At 46.9% G+C, this 18,439-nt stretch carries 15 protein-coding genes; 6 read left to right on the top strand and 9 right to left on the bottom strand.

Annotated features, from left to right (window positions below; translation table 11 throughout):
* Positions 1-32 precede the first annotated feature (32 nt).
* Positions 33-1,280 carry a CynX/NimT family MFS transporter gene (locus RBK99_RS10030; RefSeq protein ID WP_317504469.1) on the top strand — a complete coding sequence of 416 codons (1,248 nt, stop codon included), beginning with the start codon at positions 33-35 and terminating at the stop codon, positions 1,278-1,280.
* On the opposite strand, the gene RBK99_RS10025 is transcribed toward RBK99_RS10030, so the two are convergent.
* Positions 1,264-1,854, bottom strand: coding sequence for a TetR/AcrR family transcriptional regulator (locus tag RBK99_RS10025; protein ID WP_317504468.1), 591 nt, complete (start codon positions 1,852-1,854; stop codon positions 1,264-1,266). The two genes, RBK99_RS10030 and RBK99_RS10025, sit on opposite strands and share 17 nt — an antisense overlap.
* 141 nt (positions 1,855-1,995) lie before the next feature.
* Here RBK99_RS10025 and pyp point away from each other — a divergent pair, with 141 nt between their 5' ends.
* A complete protein-coding gene (gene pyp, locus RBK99_RS10020) occupies positions 1,996-2,373 on the top strand; it encodes a photoactive yellow protein (RefSeq protein ID WP_317504467.1) in 378 nt (125 codons plus the stop codon).
* Positions 2,373-3,629, top strand: a complete 1,257-nt coding sequence (locus tag RBK99_RS10015) for an AMP-binding protein (RefSeq protein ID WP_317504466.1) — start codon at positions 2,373-2,375, stop codon at positions 3,627-3,629. Before pyp ends, RBK99_RS10015 begins: the two co-directional genes overlap by 1 nt.
* On the opposite strand, the gene RBK99_RS10010 is transcribed toward RBK99_RS10015, so the two are convergent.
* The gene (locus tag RBK99_RS10010) at positions 3,626-4,792 is read right to left on the bottom strand and encodes a PAS domain-containing protein (RefSeq protein ID WP_317504465.1); all 1,167 of its coding nucleotides are present in this window, start codon (positions 4,790-4,792) and stop codon (positions 3,626-3,628) included. The genes RBK99_RS10015 and RBK99_RS10010 overlap by 4 nt on opposite strands.
* A 151-nt stretch (positions 4,793-4,943) precedes the next feature.
* Between RBK99_RS10010 and RBK99_RS10005 the strand changes: the two genes are divergently transcribed.
* Together RBK99_RS10005 and RBK99_RS10000 are read left to right on the top strand one after the other, a co-directional pair.
* The gene (locus tag RBK99_RS10005; RefSeq protein WP_317504464.1) at positions 4,944-6,986 is read left to right on the top strand and encodes a BCCT family transporter; all 2,043 of its coding nucleotides are present in this window, start codon (positions 4,944-4,946) and stop codon (positions 6,984-6,986) included.
* Between the two features lie 102 nt (positions 6,987-7,088).
* Positions 7,089-7,988, top strand: a complete 900-nt coding sequence (locus tag RBK99_RS10000) for a MaoC family dehydratase (protein WP_317504463.1) — start codon at positions 7,089-7,091, stop codon at positions 7,986-7,988.
* Between the two features lie 14 nt (positions 7,989-8,002).
* Here the strand turns inward: RBK99_RS10000 and RBK99_RS09995 are convergent, their stop codons facing one another.
* The 5 genes from RBK99_RS09995 to RBK99_RS09975 all read right to left on the bottom strand — a co-directional run bounded on the left by RBK99_RS09995 (position 8,003) and on the right by RBK99_RS09975 (position 13,835).
* Positions 8,003-9,277 carry a metal-dependent hydrolase family protein gene (locus tag RBK99_RS09995; RefSeq protein WP_317504462.1) on the bottom strand — a complete coding sequence of 425 codons (1,275 nt, stop codon included), beginning with the start codon at positions 9,275-9,277 and terminating at the stop codon, positions 8,003-8,005.
* A gap of 93 nt (positions 9,278-9,370) precedes the next feature.
* Positions 9,371-9,823: an RrF2 family transcriptional regulator gene (locus RBK99_RS09990; RefSeq protein ID WP_317504461.1), complete on the bottom strand. Its 453-nt coding sequence runs from the start codon at positions 9,821-9,823 to the stop codon at positions 9,371-9,373.
* A 15-nt stretch (positions 9,824-9,838) separates the two neighbouring features.
* A complete protein-coding gene (locus RBK99_RS09985; RefSeq protein ID WP_317504460.1) occupies positions 9,839-10,780 on the bottom strand; it encodes an META domain-containing protein in 942 nt (313 codons plus the stop codon).
* 19 nt (positions 10,781-10,799) lie between these two features.
* Positions 10,800-12,563 (bottom strand): putative bifunctional diguanylate cyclase/phosphodiesterase, encoded by a 1,764-nt coding sequence (locus RBK99_RS09980; protein WP_317504459.1) that lies wholly within the window; start codon positions 12,561-12,563, stop codon positions 10,800-10,802.
* A gap of 3 nt (positions 12,564-12,566) precedes the next feature.
* Complete coding sequence (locus RBK99_RS09975; protein ID WP_317504458.1) at positions 12,567-13,835, bottom strand: GAF domain-containing sensor histidine kinase; 1,269 nt, start codon at positions 13,833-13,835, stop codon at positions 12,567-12,569.
* A gap of 182 nt (positions 13,836-14,017) precedes the next feature.
* Here RBK99_RS09975 and RBK99_RS09970 point away from each other — a divergent pair, with 182 nt between their 5' ends.
* Positions 14,018-16,156: a TonB-dependent receptor family protein gene (locus tag RBK99_RS09970; protein WP_317504457.1), complete on the top strand. Its 2,139-nt coding sequence runs from the start codon at positions 14,018-14,020 to the stop codon at positions 16,154-16,156.
* Positions 16,157-16,219: 63 nt separating this feature from the next.
* On the opposite strand, the gene RBK99_RS09965 is transcribed toward RBK99_RS09970, so the two are convergent.
* On the bottom strand, positions 16,220-17,167 hold the full coding sequence (locus RBK99_RS09965) for an ATP-grasp domain-containing protein (RefSeq protein ID WP_317504456.1): 948 nt from the start codon (positions 17,165-17,167) through the stop codon (positions 16,220-16,222).
* 9 nt (positions 17,168-17,176) lie between these two features.
* Positions 17,177-18,400, bottom strand: coding sequence for an APC family permease (locus tag RBK99_RS09960; protein ID WP_317504455.1), 1,224 nt, complete (start codon positions 18,398-18,400; stop codon positions 17,177-17,179).
* Positions 18,401-18,439: the final 39 nt, after the last annotated feature.

Genomic DNA, 18,439 nt, shown 5'->3' with positions numbered 1-18,439 from the left:
AATAATAACACGGTTTCACACCACGATGAAAATTGAGTAAAGTATGGCTTTTACAAACCAGCGGTACTAATTTGCAGACTCCATCAACGCCTGTGACGAAATCTTCAATACGTTCTTTGCTCTTCGGCTTGTTCGTTCTGGTACTGCTGGGGTTGAACCTGCGCCCTTTGCTGACCTCCGTAGGGCCACTCACCGAAGAGCTGCAGACAATTACGGGTCTGTCTTTTAGTGAAATCTCATTACTGACCACATTGCCCATCTTAATGATTGGTTTAATGGCGTTATTTGCAGGCCGTGTCACCACTGCATTGGGCTATCGGCAGGGAATAGGTCTTGGTCTGCTAATACTTTGTGCTGGCTTGATAGCACGACTATTTGAGCCAACGAGCGCCAGCCTGATTAGCAGTGCTCTGATCGGCGGCGTTGGCATTGCTTTGCTTCACATTGTGATTCCCGAACTGACCAAACAAAAATACTTAAACCGCCTGGGTATGGTGACCGGGCTTTGGTCTGCCGCGCTGATGGGCGGGGCCGCTCTGGGCGCGGTGGTCACTCCGTGGGCCGCAAACTTATTACCCGAGCGATTTCAGGCTTTGGGAAGCTGGTCACTATTAGCTTTATTAGTCCTTGTCATTTGGTATCTCCCCTTTAATCGCGTACCGGTAGCCAGCATTCCTCCAAGGCATCTGTTATTGCGTGCTCACCGTTATCCCAGAGCCTGGCTGCTCGGCATTTATTTCGCCTTGGTCAATGCCGGTTATGCCGGGTTTATCGCCTGGATAGCACCATTCTACGCGGAGTTCGGCTGGCCAGCACAAAAAGCAGGAAACCTATTAGCGCTATTTTCTTTGGTCCAGGTGTTCGGCGCTTTGTTACTGCCCGCACTATCCCGAACACAAGATCGTCGGTTCTGGTTAATCGCCGCCGTTATGATTCAGATGACCGGATTCGCTGGATTAAGCTGGTTTCCGACAGAAGCCCCCTGGGTGTGGTCAGCACTTTGTGGGTTTGGTTTAGGCGGCGCCTTCCCTTTATGCATTGTCATGGCACTAGACCATATCGACAATCCGGTTCAGGCCGGTCGACTGGTTTCCTTTATGCAGGGTATTGGCTTCATGTTTGCCAGCCTGATGCCGCTGCTAACCGGATGGTTTAGAGACGTTTCAGGCAACTACAGTTTAGGCTGGCAATTGCACATTATTGTGGGCTTGCTCATTCTGCTGATGACTTGGCGCTTTGATCCCAAAAGTTACAAAAGCTTATTTAGCTTGAAGGAATAATTCTCACCACGATATCGTCAGCTAAACTTTCCAACTGCGACTGAGTTAGCCCTCGTCTGACCATAGTGCGCAAACCAATAATGTTGGTCTGCAATACTCGCGCAAGGCGCTCAGGTGACTGCGAACGACCTATTTCTCCACGTTGCTGTGCTAATTCAAATGTTTCAGTAAAGAGTTGTTCAAACTCCTCCAGATAACTGCGAGCAGGATCGCTAAACGCTTTGTCTTCCGGCGTAAATTCCAGCAACGTCTTTACCAACATACAGGCTTTGGTTGGCTCACAGGTTGCATTCATTACGGCTAAATTGCGAAGGTATAAACTGAGTCCCTGCAACACAGAAGACTTTTGCGCTAAAGTCTGCTTAAAGTCATTTGCGGCAAGCACCGAATACTCTTCCAGGGTTTCTTTAAACAAGCTCTCTTTATTGCCAAAGGCTGCATAGATGCTTCCCGGCCGCATATCCATTTCTTCTTCAATGTCTTTCATCGAGGTCGCATGATACCCCTTGCGCCAGAAGAGCTTTAACGCATTATTGAGCGCAGTTTCCCGATGAAATTTAGGCGTTCTGGGCATTTTTTTTGTCCTTAATTATTTACCTGGAAACCAGTATAGACCTGCTTGCTTTCAATTTCACTTTAAGAAGTGTTAAGAAAACATGATCTAAATATCTGGAGCCTAACTATTAGTCTATACATTCACGATAGAGGTAACGCTATGGAAATTGTTCAGTTTGGTTCTGATGATATTGAAAACACTCTGGCTAAAATGTCAGATGATAAATTAAACGATATCGCTTTTGGCGCTATTCAGTTAGATGGCAGTGGCAAAATCATTCAGTACAATGCAGCTGAAGGGGACATAACCGGTCGAGATCCTGGCGCGGTTGTTGGTAAAAACTTTTTCAAAGAAGTAGCCCCTTGTACGAATAGTCCTGAGTTTAAAGGTCGTTTCGACGAAGGCGTAAAAAACGGTAACTTAAATACCATGTTCGAGTACGTCTTCGATTATGAAATGAAGCCCACTAAGGTCAAAGTGCACATGAAAAAAGCCCTGACCGGTGACAGCTATTGGGTCTTTGTTAAGCGTCTTTAATGGTGGAAGACTCATTGCAGCATCACTTTGTCGTTACCCTCATCGGTGATCTCCTCGCCGATGAGTTGGCGCGAATGCGGCCGCTCGAAAGCGAGTTCTGGAAACGCCGACAGTGGCATGAAGACGACAGGCTGGTGGCAAAACATCAATCCACAAATGACAGTGGAAATGACGAAATTGCTGTCGACTCACTAGAGCGGCTTGCCCTAGCCGGGCGCATCGTCCAATTCTTCCACATGGGAGACAGTGGTGTCGAAGACTACCTGCTGCGCCGCGACAGTCTGTCCGATTGGGCTGAGATTGTTCTGAAATCACGTCAAGTTCACTCCCGGAACGTAACAGTGACGACATCAGGCAGCACTGGCCAACCAAAAACCTGCGAACATTCCTGGAGCGACTTAGTCAACGAAGTTAATGAGTTTGTTAACGTTTTTAATAACCACTACGACCTATTTCCAAGTCGCGTCGTTGCATTAGTACCCAGTCACCATATTTATGGCTTTTTGTTTACTGTGCTACTGCCACACCTGACAAATGTTCCGGTTTTAAGAGGTTTCAAAGCTTACAGTCACGTACGCAACGGGGGTCTGCGAACCGGGGACATCGTCGTTGGTTTTCCGGAGCTATTAACTCAACTTGCGACAGAAATTTCCTTCTTGCCGCCAGGTGTGCTTTTTATGAGTTCAGCAGGTCCTTGCCCTGCCAGTACACTGCATCAGCTATATGCTAAGGGCGCAGCACGGGCGATTGAAATTTACGGCAGTTCTGAAACGGCGGGCATTGGCTACCGGTGCGAACCCGAGAACAATTACCGTCTGTTATCACGCTGGCGCAGTAACCTTGAGACACCTCAGCTGTTAACTGACTCACAGACTCAAAATACCTTTGAGTTACCCGATAACCTCAACTGGCAAAATGCAGACGAATTTAAGATTGAGGGGCGCATTGATAAAGCCGTTTCGATACGTGGTACCAATGTATTTCCGGCACACATTAGCAATTGTTTAAAACAACACCCTGAAATTGCCGACGCTAGCGTCAGACCTATGCAGCCAGCAGAAGGCAGTGGGTTAAAAGCTTTTGTTGTCCCACAGAACAGTGCCAGTATGGAAATGACAGAACAGAACATTAAAAGGTGGCTGGCTGAACGTTTGCTCGCTGTGGAAATACCCGAGCACATAAGCTTTGGGGAGCGGCTACCACTTAACATTATGGGGAAAACAAGTGACTGGGCTATTGATAAGCCAGTAAATTAGCGCATGGCGCGTATTAATATATCGTCAAACCGAAGATCGGTAACCTGAGCGCACTCAAGCGCCACTTTGTGATCAAGGTTACCCTTTATTAGCTGCTGCCGAATAGCGCTCAAACATTCGTTGTTCTGCTCCGCTGACAAAGTCGACATCAGTACCACAATAAGTCCGTTTCCTAAATATCCTGGGATATCATAATCCTGAATGCTTTTACGCACAATTTGGCTGACCTTCGTCAACGTTTCTGCATCGTCAGCAACCTGCAGAACCAGCACATAATACCGGTACTCAGCGTGCGCCTGAAAAAGGCTGAAACGTCGTTGCAGAGACTGCAGCATGAGTCGGCGGTTATAAAATCCGGTGTACTCATCACTACCGCCGGTCTGCCTAAGTTTAAGCTCAAGCTCCTTATAGTCGGTAATGTCCTGAGAGGTACCGAAAATAATTTCCCGGCCAGCGTCATCAACACGATAAATTCCCGAAGATCTTAACCAGCGAACTTCGCCATCGCCCAGTATGATCCTATGCTCAACGTCTCGTGCACCCGACTGCTTGACGGCCTCGATAGCTGCGTATACTTTTTCCCGGTCTTCCGGGTGAGTTCTTTCCATCGCTAATGCCAACGATGGCTTGGCCGTGGCTTTATTCAACTCATGCAGATCGTACATAGTCTCTGACCACAGAGATTGACCCGTTTCTAAATCGAGTTGCCAATGACCTAAACCGGCCACCCGTTCAGCCAATATTAAATTTCGCTGATTTTCCTCAACCTTTAGCTCCAGCATTTTTCGCTCTGTAATATCCAGCATTTGTCCATTCCAGAGGGTGCTGCCGTCTTCTTGCCGGATCGTAACAGCGTGCCCATAAATCCAGGCCTCTCGACCATTTCGAAGCACCCGGTACTCTTTTACCCACAAGTATTGATAGTGAGCAGACTCGTGCATACTGGTTAATACAGATTGTAAATCGTCGGGATGAATAATGTGGCTTAACAAACTGATATCGTTTGCCAATTCCTCGGCAGAACAACCATAAATAGCTTTCACGCCCTGACTTATGTAGTTAAATTTTAACTCTCCGTCGGGCGAACGCTGGAGTTGATAGAGGGCTCCAGGAACAGCGTTTGCTAAGTGCTCTAAATTAACCGGATTTTTCTCAGTACTCATAACCGCTAAGCCACTTATTACCGATTTCAATAACACCGCAATAATACCTCAGTGTTCGGAAACTAAACAGTACATTAATGTAAAGTGACCCATTACAAATCTTTTTAAGTAGTCTATATATAGATAATCCATAATAAAAACAGGAGCTTTTATGTCAGCCGAAAAGCGCAAATGGCATTCTGCGATTTTAGTGCCGGTGTTTCTTCCTGCGGTTATTGTCATAGCTCTTCTGGTTATAGGCACCCTCAGTGCCCCAGAAAAAGCAGGCCAGTTATTTGAGTGGACCCTGGCCGGAATTACCGAAAACTTCGGTTGGTTCTACATGTTAGCGGTCGCACTCTTCCTTATGTTTATTGTTGGTGTGGCTCTTTCAAGCTGGGGGAAAATTAAGCTGGGTCCCGATCACTGCGAGCCTGAGTACAGCTTCACCTCTTGGTTTGCCATGCTTTTTTCCGCTGGCTACGGCATTGCCTTGCTCTTTTTCGGCGTATCCGAACCCATCCTGCATTACGCCGAACCTCCTGCAGGAGCCGCTGAAACTGTCAGTTCAGCGAAACAGGCCATGCAAATTGCTTACTTCCACTGGGGTTTCCACATATGGGCGATTTACGGCCTGGTGGGCTTGGTATTGGCTTATTTTTCATTTCGCCACGGGTTACCGCTCACCATGCGTTCAACCTTGTATCCGCTTATTGGTGAGAAAATTAACGGTCCAATTGGGCATACAATAGATACCTTCGCTATTCTCAGTACCATGTTTGGTATCGCAACCACGTTAGGCCTATCCGTTATACAAATTAACGCCGGCCTCAATTATTTGTGGCCGGACATTCCTGTTGGCACCATGGTTCAGGTTATTTCGATTGGTCTTATTACTCTAGCGGCAATTGCATCAGTCGTTGCTGGCATGGATAAGGGGATTAAACGACTATCGCTGATTAACATCGCCTTAGCGATATGTATACTTCTCTTTGTTTTCGCGGTTGGACCTACCATTCATATTCTGGAGACCTTCTTACAAAACACTGGCGCCTACTTAAGCGGCATTGTGGAAAGAACCTTTAATCTACAAGCTTATGAGCACAGTGACTGGATTGGTAACTGGACATTATTCATCTTTGGCTGGACTATCGCCTGGGCGCCATTTGTCGGGCTGTTTATCGCTAAAATCAGCCGAGGCCGTACCATTCGCCAGTTCGTTTTCGGTGTGATGCTGGTACCCACAATATTCACGTTCCTCTGGTTCGCCGTGTTTGGCGATACGGCGTTGAATATGATCATGAACGAAGGCTACACATCGCTAATTTCTGAAGTGCAAAACAACCAGGCCGTTGCGTTGTTCAAGCTCTATGAGAATTTACCGATGACCAGTATCTTGAGCTTCCTGACCGTATTCCTCATTATCACCTTTTTCGTTACCTCGTCAGATTCAGGCTCATTGGTTATCGACTCGCTATCGTCGGGCGGAACGATGGAAACACCTGTTTGGCAACGTGTCTTTTGGGCAAGCACCGAAGGTGTTGTGGCTTCAGTGCTGCTGGTAGCAGGAGGCTTAGGCGCATTGCAAACGGCGGCGGTTACCAGCGCGTTACCCTTTGCCATCATTATTTTGATATCCGCAGCAGGTATGTGGCGCGCACTTATCATCGAGGGCCATCAGTCCAATAGCCTTCAGAGTCACCGCCATTCTCATCGCCGAGGGGTAAACGAAGGCGCAGACTATTGGAAGAAACGCTTGGCCGGACTGGTCGATTTTCCAGATAAAGAGGCTGTACTGGAGTTTATCAATGGACCGGCGACCGAGAGCATGAAGAGAGTCCGGGACGAATTGAAAGACCAGGACTGGCCAACAGAATTCAGGACTGACGAGGAGCACAATCGCATTATTCTCAGTGTTGAACGAAACGGCGACTTAGAGTTCGCTTACGAGATCCGCTTAAGAGAATACCTGTTACCGGAATTTGCCCTGACGAACGAAAAAAATAGAGAAATCTACTATCGGGCAGAGGTGTTCCTCAGACAAGGTGGTCAATCTTATGACCTGTACGGTTATGAGCAAACCGACATCATCAATGATGTGATTAATCAGTTTGAAAACTACCTTCATTTTCGTCATCACAGCCCTGGAGTACTGCCCTGGGACCTTGAAAAACATGACGAAGATCTTAACGAAGACCTCGAGTCTAAAAAGTAAAAGGAACGTAAAAGGCCGCTCTACTGAGCGGCTTTTTAGTGGTCGGACTGTTGATAGTACAAGACATGTGCGAGAATGACTCTATTGCCAGTATGGAGTTTAATGATCACTATGGAACGTGTTGATACAAGCCCTCAAAAGCTAGCGCCTATGCCAAGCATGCTGCTGCGTTCTCTATTGACGTTACAACGCAGCGACGAATCTGAAGCAGAATCAGAGACGCTGTTGAAAAAGTACTCTATTCCTGCGCCCGCAGCAAAGCACCTCAGTCGTTATCAACAAGCGTTTAATGGTTTTGTTAGCGAAGTACCTTTAGCTATGTTGTATTGCATTGCACAAAGGGCGCACCTGTCACAAATGCTTGACGAAAGCTTCCCCTGGCCAGCCCCTGGTCTTGTTCATGTAAGTAACAAAATTGAGCGACACCACGTTATTTCCACGCAAGCGCCTTTTCAGCTGGTATCAAAAGTTAAGGTGCCTAAACGCGGCCCGAATGTTTCACCGCGACGCTTGCGCCCCGAGTTTGTCGTTGAGTTTTGGCAACAAAATGAGAAAGTCGCCACGTGCTCAAGTGTTTATCAAGTAATGACCGGACAACATTCAGGGCCATCACGAAAAAACGCCGCAGCGGTAAAACCTTTTGAACCTGAAGGCAATTGGGAAAACTTAAGTCATTGGCAGCTGGGCAGCGGAATGGGCCGGCGTTATGCACGTATTTCCGGAGACTTTAACCCCATTCACCTACACCCTCTGGTGTCTCGTTGGTTCGGATTTAAAAAGCCCATTATTCATGGCATGTACATGATGGCAAGAGCTCAGGCTGAGCTTGAAAGGAGCCAACAAAGGGCCGTCACTTATATCGATGTAACATTCAAACGTCCGGTAATTCTGCCTGCACGGGTGCAATTATGGGTATCTAATGAGGATGAAAAAACAAAGTACGAAGTGCGCAGTGGCGACCACATATCGTTAAAACTGGAAGGGTCAGTACGCTTCGACTAACCCCTCTATATTTCTTACTGGTGCTTATAAACTTTTCCGTCTTTCATAACATAGCTGACATTCTGTAATAGAGTAATGTCGTCTAACGGATTCCCTTTTACGGCAACGATATCCGCCAGCTTACCTTCTTCAAGGTAACCAATATCATCATTTTTCAGGAATTGAGCTGCAATAGAGGTTGCCGCTTGAATTGCCTCTGCTTCAGGCACTCCGGCTTCCACCATATACTGGAATTCTAACGCGTTATCGCCATGCGCTGAGACACCACTGTCCGTACCAAAAGCAAAGTTCACTCCCGCTTTATAAGCCTTAGCAAAGGTATCTTGTATTTTCGGTCCTATCGCGCGGGCCTTTGGCCTGACAACATCGGGAAAGTACCCATCAATTTCAGCTTTCTCTGCGACAAACTTACCCGCCAGGATGGTTGGGATCAAATAGGTTCCATGTTCCTTCATCGCAGCGATAACCTCATCGTCCATATAAGTGCCGTGCTCAATCGACGTGACCCCAGCTTCCACAGCGCGCAACATACCGACTTTACCGTGGGCGTGTGCCGCGACATGAAAATTATAGTCGTCAGCCACATCAACCAAAGCCTTTAGTTCGTTGTCGGTAAACTGTGGGTTATTTCCGCTACTGGCCATGCTTAAAACACCGCCTGTGGCAGTTATTTTGATAAAATCAGCGCCATCTTTATAGCGCTGACGCACCGCTTCCCGCGCATCGGCAGCACTATTAATCACACCGTCTTTAGGTGTTGGGCGTCCCATTAAAGCCTCTTTCCAACCATTCGTTGGGTCGGCGTGTCCGCCTGTGGTTGCCAATGACTTACCCGCAGAATAAATTCTTGGGCCATCAACAATTCCGGCCTTCACCGCATCGCGCAGTGCAATGGTAACGTTGTCAGAATCGCCTGGATTTCTTACGGTTGTAAAACCAGCATTCAATGTTTTCATACCATAATGGTGCGCTTTTAGAGCTAAGTCGGCTGGGTTTTCAGTAAACTGCTTTATGTAAGAGTTAGGCCCGGATTGACCATCAAGATGCACATGAAGGTCGATTAAGCCCGGCAGGCAAGTATGCGAGCTCAAGTCCGTTACCGTAGCATCTCCCCCCGGAGCATTGACTTTTACTGCGGTGATCTTGTTGTCAGTCACTTCAATGTAGCGTTCACCCGCCAGACGTCCGCTTTCACTATCAAACACATTTCCGCAATGGAGCCATTCAGCCGCTTGTGCCGAGTGGCCAACTAAAGCTATGGTTAATCCGACCGCTACTTTTTTCAACATACCGTTCCCCAGAGTTCATTCCAGTATTTACCTTCTTTGATACTCCCAACGCGGATCAATTGCAACGACAGATGCGAGCATTGCGACCAAAGGCTACTCTTTATCGATAGTTACCCTAATGGGCGTTCCCCATCGTTCTCTAAGCTCTGCTTTATGAGTCAGTAACGAAGCAAGAGTGTAGTTTGATAAAAATTTATAAAACGTTTCTTTGCCCTGGTTAATAACATTTTTCAATTCGCAGACCGGAAAAATCACGCATTCAGGTTTATGGCAATCTATCCAGTATTCATCGCCCTCTAAGCGGCGGATCACTTTATCCAAGCGAACGTCAGCGGGCTCAACAGCCAATAAAAAGCCGCCATTTTTCCCACGCCGTGTCTCAATCAGTCCTTCCTTGCCCAGTTGATGAACCACCTTATTTAAATGGTTTCTTGGCACATTGAATAGACGACTGAGCTCATCAATAGTGGCGCGTTTTGTATCTTCTTTTGCCGCCAGATACATAAGCACTCTCAGGCCGTAGTCTGTATATTTTTTTAATTGCATGGTGGCGCCTTTGTCTTATTCGCTTTTCTGTTTAAACACCATTTTTCGACCTCCACGAGTACTGAGGATCAAGCGGCCTTTATCATCAATGTTAACCTGGTAAACACGCCCTAGCACCTCGCTGAACCGCCGCGACAACTCATCTGCGGTATCGCTACATGCCATTTTTGTGCTTCCAGTAATGCGCAACTGCGCGAGCTCACCGCCCATATTGTAGTGACCAAAGTAGCGGTTACAGCCATTAAAGCCCGCTAGCTGACCGTCTTCTAAAAACTGAATAGTCGGTGGCTTAGAATGGATTGCCTGTCCTTCAAACTGAGACAACTGCCATACTGCGCCCTGAAGCAACCACTCACTGTCACCTCCGCAGCCAGAGTACATTCGGTCAGATTCCTGTAAATCAACCTGATACGGGTATAGCCGGCCACTCATTGAGTCGCGACATAACCGATCAATAACAATAAGGTGTTTTCCCGTCGTCGATTCAATACGCCATTCATAAGGCTGCTTAGAAACCACTTGCGCAGGCTTTAAGTCAATTATCGCTTCACTCTCAGGTGTCGTTAATGCCATATGCTGAGGATTTACTGCAACCTGCCAAAACGGCTCGTTGCCTCTGGCAGTAAAATGTTTCGGCAAGGTTCCCCGCTCAACGCATAAGGGCAAATCCTGACCTTCCCAAGTAATGGTTGCTTCACTTCCTTTATTCCAATATTGCGTTACCGGATCTTTATCATTTGAGTATCGTGCCCCTGAACCGCTCACCTTCTGCGTTAAAATTGCCTGTTCCGAATGATAGTTTAACAGCACGTTTTGCTCTTTATGCTGCACGCTTAATTCAATAGCCCCACACTGGTAATACGTTGGCTTTTGTTTTGTTGGAGATAAAAGCGCACATCCTGACAGCAGCATTGCCGCGAGAATAAAAAGACTTCCTTTGATGGTGATACCGGCCATACTTGCCATCCTGTTATTTTTAGCTGTTGAGGTAGGATTCTATAGAATGTGCTGGTGATTGCACTAAATCCTCAAATTCTTTTTGAGCAATTGGTTTTGAAAAAAGAAACCCTTGTCCTTCATTACACGACATTTTGACTAATAATTTAGCCTGTTCCACTGTCTCAATACCTTCAGCAACAATGGAGCATTTAAAATTATGTGCCATTAGCACAATAGTGCCAACAAGCTGTTGGTCTGATAAGTCACTCACCAAGTTCATAACAAAACTGCGGTCAATTTTAATCACACTAATCGGTAAATTCCGCAAATAGGACAACGATGAATAACCGGTGCCAAAATCATCCATTGCGACTGTGACGCCTGCTTGCGTCAATATTTCCAATTCACGTTGGACTTTTACTACGTTTTGCATGAAAGCCGACTCAGTAATTTCTACCTGTACCTGTCGAGGTTCCACATCGTGGCGTGAGCAGCATTCTAGTAAATCGGATGCAAAGGTTCCCGTCACCATTTGTTGAGGAGATACATTTATTGCCAGAACAAAATTCTCATCAACGACGCTCTGCTTGTTCCATCTGGCCAGCTGCTTTATCGCATGTTCAGTCACCCAATCTCCTACGGCTCTGATATCACCGGTTTCCTCGGCCAAAGGAATGAACAATGCGGGTGAGATAAAGCCTTTATCCGCGTGCCGCCAACGAATGAGTGCTTCAGCACTGGTTATCTTACCGGTGGTCAGATCATATTTAGGCTGGTAAAACAGTTGAAGAGCATTGGATTCTAACGCCGCCCTTAAATCATTGCGTAAACTGATTCGTTCAGCCAAATCACGATGCAACTGATCTGAAAACAAGCCAACAAGATTTGTGCCTTTCTTTGGCAACGCCAGTGAAGCCTGTCGTACCAGCTCATCCGGCTCCATACCCCGGTCTAAAGTAGAGCTGATTCCTGCCCGTGCAGCAATAGTAAACAAAAGTGTTTCGTAGTCATGATCACCACTGGCGACATCCACCAGCTGATGACCTTTCGTCATAAGGTCATCATCTAGCTTGGCCTCAAACACCACAACATATTCCTGTTGCCCCCAACTACCAATGAAACTGCGAGCAGGCGCTTTACTCTGTAACAACAACGCCAGTTCACGAGTAAACGCTTCAGCCAACGGGTAGCCATGCAATTGAGCCACTTCTTCCAGTTCATCTATCACCAGAAAAACAACGCTACAACCTTTTTCTGAGCGCACCATCGCACCCACTTCTTGCAGAATGGCTCGTCTATTGGGGAGCCCGGTTAGCATGTCTTCGAGAACCAACTCCTCGAGTTCCGCCGAACGTTCACTTGCAATTGCCTCGAAGAATAATGAGGCGTCTCGTCTGGCCTGAGATCGATAGTGAACCTCGAGGATATTACGTAAGCGCTGCAATATTTCTTCGTAATCGAACGGTTTTGTCAGGAAATCCACAGCACCAAGCTCAAGCGACCGAAGCCGAATTTTTTTATCATTCTGGGCGGTGAGCATAACCACTGGAGGAGCATCTTCGCCATAATTTTGGTTCATATGCTCAAGTACATCGGCACCACTCAGTTCCGGCATTTTATAATCTAATAAAATAAGATCGGGCTTAAACGACGCCATTTTTTCGTCTATGTGCCTGGGGTTTTGTATACCTTCAAGGTACTGATACCCTGCTTCTTCTAGTAATGCTATGAGGAGTTCTATGTTGGTTTGATTGTCATCAACAATCAGTACTCTTGCATTCGCAATATCCCTCGCTGACATAATTTACCCTCCATCTCGCAACTCAAACCAAAAGGTACTCCCTTTACCTGCTGCACTACTAAAACCAATCCGACCCTGCAGACACTCTACAATTTTCTGCGTCAGCGCTAAACCCACTCCAGTGCCTTCTATAACGTCATTATCCTCGTAACCTAAGCGGCTGAAAGGCTGAAACAGTTGAGGTTCTTTTTCCGGCACAATACCCACCCCAGTATCTTTTATTTCAACTCTCACCATTCCACTTTCCAGATGGCGCCATTTCAGTTCAACAGTACCCTTCACGGAGTTGTATTTAATTGCATTCGATAGCAAATTATAAAAAACTTGTCGTAACCGTTTTTCATCCGCGTGAACACAAAGTTCATCGTCATTGTCGACATTAAACTTAACCGATATACCCTCGGCGGCGGGCAGCACTGTTATCGTTTCAGTCACTTCATCAACGACGCTTTTCAAGCGCACAGGCCCCATGGAAACTGACAACATCCCCGCTTCAATTTTAGACAGCTCAAGCACGTCATTAATCAGAGACAGCAGATAATCACTGCTTTCATAGATTTGATTAACATGATTGCGTTGTTTCTCAGACAGACTTTCTTTTTGGCTTTTTAACAGCAATTGGCTGAATCCGGCAATCGCATGCAAGGGCGTTTTTAGTTCATGACTCATTGAGGACAGGAAGTCTGATTTTGCATTATTTGCGCGTTTTTCTGCCTCATGCATCAACGTTAAAAGCCGCTGTTGTTGCTCGAGTTTTTCGTTACTTTCTAAAAGCTGAGTTTGATCGACATAGTGGCGGATAAGGGCTTCTACTTGTTTGGCAAACTGTGTGAGTAAGCGATGATCAACCTCACTAAACTCTCTCGGCTTATCACTCATTACACACAGAGTGCCTAAAATAGCCCCTTCAAACGGTGCTAACGGCACACCCGCATAAAACTTCAAATAGGGGTCGCCCGTAACCAGCGGGTTATCAAAAAAACGGTCATCCAGCATGGCATCTTCAACAATTACGGGGCTGCCACAAGCAATAACATGTGCGCAAAAAGACACCTCCCGGCGGGTTTCACACACGGGAAGCCCGACAGAGGATTTAAACCATTGCCTGTTTTCGTCCACAAACGAAACGGCAACCATCGGAATGTTAAAAACCTGTTTGACTAAGTTAACCAAATTTTCAAACTCAGAACTCTTGCCGCTATCAAGAATGTTGAGTGACCTCAAAACGGCTAAGCGTTGTGCCTCATTGGCAGGTATATCAGCTGCTGACAAAGCGTTTCCTTTTCCTTTCGATTCCTTAATACATTCCTTACGTAACTTTTCTAAAATCCGATGAGTTTAATCAAAGAAACCGTAAAACACTATTGCGAATCATTCTTATTTTAATTATCATTCTCGCCGCCTAATTCATTAAAACTAAAATTACTTTTAAAAAAAGGTAAATCGAGTCCGTTATGAAAAAAACAATCCTAGCTAGCACAATACTTGCGGTTTTTGCTGCGCCGGCATTTGCCGATGATACTGCCAATGTCGAAACCGATATCGAACAAATAAAGATTATCGGCAACAAAAGCGATGCGCGCAGTATTGCCGGATCGGGCGCCGTTATAGACGAAGAGCAAATGCGCATTGAAGTGCCAACAGACATCAACCAACTAATGAAAACAATTCCGGGCATTTACGTCCGTGAAGAAGACGGCCAGGGACTGCGCCCGAACATAGGTATTCGTGCAGCCACGGCAGGTCGAGTAAGTAAAGTGACACTATTGGAAGATGGTGTAATGATGGCACCAGCACCTTATTCAAATCCGGCAGCATACTATTTCCCGACGACCCTCCGTATGTCATCGGTAGAAGTTTTGAAAGGTGCCCCATTACTGCGCTACGGTCCCCAAACAACGGGTGGCGTTCTGAACCTGGTCTCTACACCAATTCCCGAAGCATTTAGCGGACAAGTATTAACTGAATTTGGCGACAACAGCAGCCGCGATATTCACGCTTACGTTGGCTCAACAGAAGGCCAATTTGGCTTTTTGCTGGAAACTGTTCAGCGTAGCAGCAATGGCTTCAAAGATATTGACCGCAGCAGCCGTGATGCCGGGTTTGATATTGAAGACTACGTTGCAAAACTCCAGTGGACTGGCGACCGCCAAAGTCTGTTGGCTAAGATTCAGTATTCCGAAGAAATCTCAAATGAAACCTATCTTGGTCTAACAGATGCCGACTTTGCTCAAAATGAAAACCGCCGTTACGGACTTTCTGAAATTGACCAGATGGATAATTCGCACACAGGCTACAGTGTAAATTATGCGTTTGCGGCCAGCGAGAATCTGACCCTCAATGTGCTCGGTTATTATAACGAGTTTGCCCGTAACTGGTTCAAGCTTGACGGTGGTAACGCTTATGTTGAAGCAGCAAACAATGGCGACGTCGACGCTCTGGCTATCCTACACGGTGTTCAGGATGAAGCAGGACTGAACTACAAAAACAATAATAGAGCTTATGAGTCCATGGGCGTAGAAGCTAATGCACGGCTCACGCTAAGCAACCATAACGTGGAAGTTGGCGTACGCGATCACAGCGACGAGATGGATCGCTTCCAGCCGGTTGAAATTTATGATCAAGTGAACGGAAGCCTAGTTTACCAAGATATAATAATGCCTACTGGCAGTAACAATCGGTTAGAAGGCGCCGATGCAATTAGCTTCTGGCTGACGGACCAGTGGCAGGCAACCGATGCTCTTAAAGTACACTTTGCGCTGCGTTATGAAGATGTCGAATCCTATCGTAACCAATTTGCGGATACAGCCCGCGAGCAATTGGACAGCACCCGTTCAAATGACAGTGACGAGTGGTTGCCTGGTGTGTCATTCACTTATGACGTCAGCGACAACTGGCAGGTACTGGCTGGTGCGCACAAAGGCTTTTCACCCTTAGGTGGCGGTGCAAAAGAGTTCCAGGAGCCTGAAACCAGTAATAACTACGAAGCCGGTATTCGTTTTAAGCAAGGATCTTTCTTCGCTGAGACAATTGGTTTTTACAGCGACTTCAGCGACACCACACAACAGTGCTCTATAGCTAACCCTTGTGACAATGGCGAAGAATCGGGCTCCTATGTGCTTGGTGAGTCGACCGTAGCTGGTCTGGAAGTTCAGGCAAGCAACACCTTTGAACTTGGCCAGTTCCTTATGCCAGTCGATTTTGCATACACTTATACCCAAGGTGAAATCAGTCAGGACAATGCTGTGACAGGCCTAATGGAAGGTGATGATCTGAACGATATCCCGCAAAATACCTTCAGTGTTCGGGTTGCGTTAGATAACAACAAAGGCTGGATCAACTATGTAGTCGCGAAATACATTGATGAAATGTGTGTTTCTGTTGGCTGTAACCGTGACAACAGTCGTTTCAACAAAACAGAATCACTGTTTGTTACTGACTTTGTCAGCCGTTATGAAATGAACAGCAACATGACTGTCTATTTAAAAGTTGAAAACCTGTTTGATCAGCAGGAAATTGTTGCTCGCTCACCGCATGGTGCACGTCCAAACAAGCCCCGTACTGCGTCATTAGGTGTTGAGTACACTTTTTAAAACCAGTCTCTCCCTGGTTCTTTATGGCCCCATTTTTATGGGGCCATTTTTTATTGGCCAGCTTTAAGACGCTAAACTAATAAGGTAGTCCGCTAACTCACCCATACCGGTTTTTTTAACACCCGCTTCACGCTCTGCACGTTGGTTGTAGTTCGTATTGGTATTGACATCGTACACGTACAACTCACCTTTCGCGTCTTCAATAAACTCAACGCCGGCAACATCAATGTCATTGGCTTTCAGAAACGCCTCCAACGCGAAGACAATTTCATGGTCGTTAAAGCGCTGAGTTATACTGAACTTGTTCGGCTGAGCATCATCAGCAGAGTTTTCGGTGGTAGGGCAAAATGCGTCATCCACGCTGCATACATCTGCAGGGCAAAGCTCAAACCCTTGCTCTGTATTAACATTGACTGCATAAACAAACTTCTGACCAACAAACTCGCTGCGAGTAATATGCGGCTGTTTTGGCTGGATGTATTCTTGTAAAAGCCAGATGCCATCTAGCGGCTCTTCATAGTCGCTGCTATCGAGGTAGCTTTTTAAGCCTGCAACATCGTCAAACTTAATGACACCTAAACCTTTACCACCGCGGTTAGGCTTTAAAATTAATGGCCATTGCGCAAATTCTTCAGCCGCTTCCGGAAGTAAGCTTTTCCCCACAACCGCCTGCGTTTTAGGCACATTAAGGCCCGCTTTTTGCAACGCCGCGTATTGCGACAACTTACAGACTTCCAGCGCCAACACCCGGGTACCGTTAACCACCGTGCGATTATTGTTTTCCAGCCAGGTTAACGCCATGCGAGTCAGTTCCGGAGCAAACCGGTGACCACGGGTATGTGACGACGCGCTCATCCGGTTATAGTAAACAGCATCTTCGGGCAGCTCGGTAAAAGGCACCACTCCCGTATCCAGAAACCACTCTTTCGCTTTTACTCCACGCTTCTCAAACTCTGCTCTAAGCGGTACCAGCCACTCTTCATTTTCGTGCAGAATAACAATATCTCGCATGTAGACCTCTTAACGCCTCAGCTGATGTATCAGCAGAACTACGACAATAAAAATAATACCCGACAACAATACTTGCCACGGCACAAAAACGGCCAAACCAAGACAGCTGACCAAACCTATTATGGATACCCACTTCGGCACAAAACGATCACTTTTTGTGACTTTCAGCGCCGCCATATTGGTAATGCCATAATACACTAAAACGGTAAAGGCACTGAACGACCATGCGGTCTTTATGTCACCAATTGCGACCAACACCAGCATGACAGCACAGGTTAACCAGGTTGCAGCAGGGGCGGCGGTTTGTTGGTTGTTTAAATTCGAAAGTCGCATAGGTAAATCCGAACGGCGTCCCATTGCCAGCACTACCCGCGATACCCCCAGAATGAGGTTCAGCATGACACCCCCCATAGCCACTATAGCCCCCAGGATCACTAGCCACTTTACAGGCCCCTCCGGCAGCAAGCTAGCGAGGGAAAAATGCTCGGCCTGAAAGTTATCTACGCTGGGGAAATGCAACAGAGCACTGCCAACGCCAAGATACAGAACAGTCACAACCACAAGAGTTGAAACAACCGCCAAAGGAATAACCTGACGAGGATTTTGCACCTCTTCTCCCATGGTGGCGATTCGTCCATACCCCGTGTAGGCCACAAAAAGTAGAGCAGAGGCCTGCAGGATCTTCGTCCATTCAACTGGCGGTTTCTCTACTATCAGCGCGGTTTGCTGATGCCCAGTAACAATAAAGACCAGCAGCGCAGTGATGCTGACAGTAACAATAGCCGCGTTAACCCAGTTGGTGCGTTTAACGCCACCAAGCACCAGGAGTGTGAACAACACCAAGAGTACGGCCGCAATCCACTGAGCAAAAAACGCTGGTATTGCTGTGGCATTCGTCACATACCAACCGACAGCCAGTGCGGCTGTTGCTGCCGAGGCGCTTTTTGCGACAATGAATAAACTTCCTGCCGTCACACCATAGACTGGCGTCAAGAACCGATAACCATATTCGTAGGTGCCGCCGCTGACGGAGTGAGCAGAAGCCAGCTGAGCAGAGGACAAACCATTGCATAAGGCGGTCATCGCGGCGATCACAATAGCCCACATGACAGCACTACCCGCAATATCAGCACCGATCCCCACGCTGACAAAAGCACCGGTACCAAGAATAGAACCGAGCCCCAACACAATGGCACCGGTCAGCGATGTTGAACGAACCAGTTGCTGATTCATAGCTTACCCTTTTTGATTATTTTCATTGCTGATTACGTT

The sequence above is a fragment of the Idiomarina solivarensis genome, from assembly GCF_033052755.1.
Taxonomy (GTDB): domain Bacteria; phylum Pseudomonadota; class Gammaproteobacteria; order Enterobacterales; family Alteromonadaceae; genus Idiomarina.
The sequence above is the reverse complement of the archived record's forward strand: the minus strand, read 5'-3'. Positions and strand labels throughout refer to the sequence as shown.

Bases quoted from the DNA above. Each gene is read 5' to 3' on its own strand.
- RBK99_RS09990 (WP_317504461.1), bottom strand. From the start codon at position 9,823: ATGCAATTAAAAAAATATACAGACTACGGCCTGAGAGTGCTTATGTAT.
- RBK99_RS10000 (WP_317504463.1), top strand. From the start codon at position 7,089: ATGATCACTATGGAACGTGTTGATACAAGCCCTCAAAAGCTAGCGCCT.
- RBK99_RS09960 (WP_317504455.1), bottom strand. From the start codon at position 18,400: ATGAATCAGCAACTGGTTCGTTCAACATCGCTGACCGGTGCCATTGTG.
- RBK99_RS10025 (WP_317504468.1), bottom strand. From the start codon at position 1,854: ATGCCCAGAACGCCTAAATTTCATCGGGAAACTGCGCTCAATAATGCG.
- RBK99_RS10005 (WP_317504464.1), top strand. From the start codon at position 4,944: ATGTCAGCCGAAAAGCGCAAATGGCATTCTGCGATTTTAGTGCCGGTG.
- RBK99_RS10015 (WP_317504466.1), top strand. From the start codon at position 2,373: ATGGTGGAAGACTCATTGCAGCATCACTTTGTCGTTACCCTCATCGGT.
- pyp (WP_317504467.1), top strand. From the start codon at position 1,996: ATGGAAATTGTTCAGTTTGGTTCTGATGATATTGAAAACACTCTGGCT.
- RBK99_RS10010 (WP_317504465.1), bottom strand. From the start codon at position 4,792: ATGAGTACTGAGAAAAATCCGGTTAATTTAGAGCACTTAGCAAACGCT.
- RBK99_RS09970 (WP_317504457.1), top strand. From the start codon at position 14,018: ATGAAAAAAACAATCCTAGCTAGCACAATACTTGCGGTTTTTGCTGCG.
- RBK99_RS09985 (WP_317504460.1), bottom strand. From the start codon at position 10,780: ATGGCCGGTATCACCATCAAAGGAAGTCTTTTTATTCTCGCGGCAATG.
- RBK99_RS09965 (WP_317504456.1), bottom strand. From the start codon at position 17,167: ATGCGAGATATTGTTATTCTGCACGAAAATGAAGAGTGGCTGGTACCG.
- RBK99_RS09980 (WP_317504459.1), bottom strand. From the start codon at position 12,563: ATGTCAGCGAGGGATATTGCGAATGCAAGAGTACTGATTGTTGATGAC.
- RBK99_RS09995 (WP_317504462.1), bottom strand. From the start codon at position 9,277: ATGTTGAAAAAAGTAGCGGTCGGATTAACCATAGCTTTAGTTGGCCAC.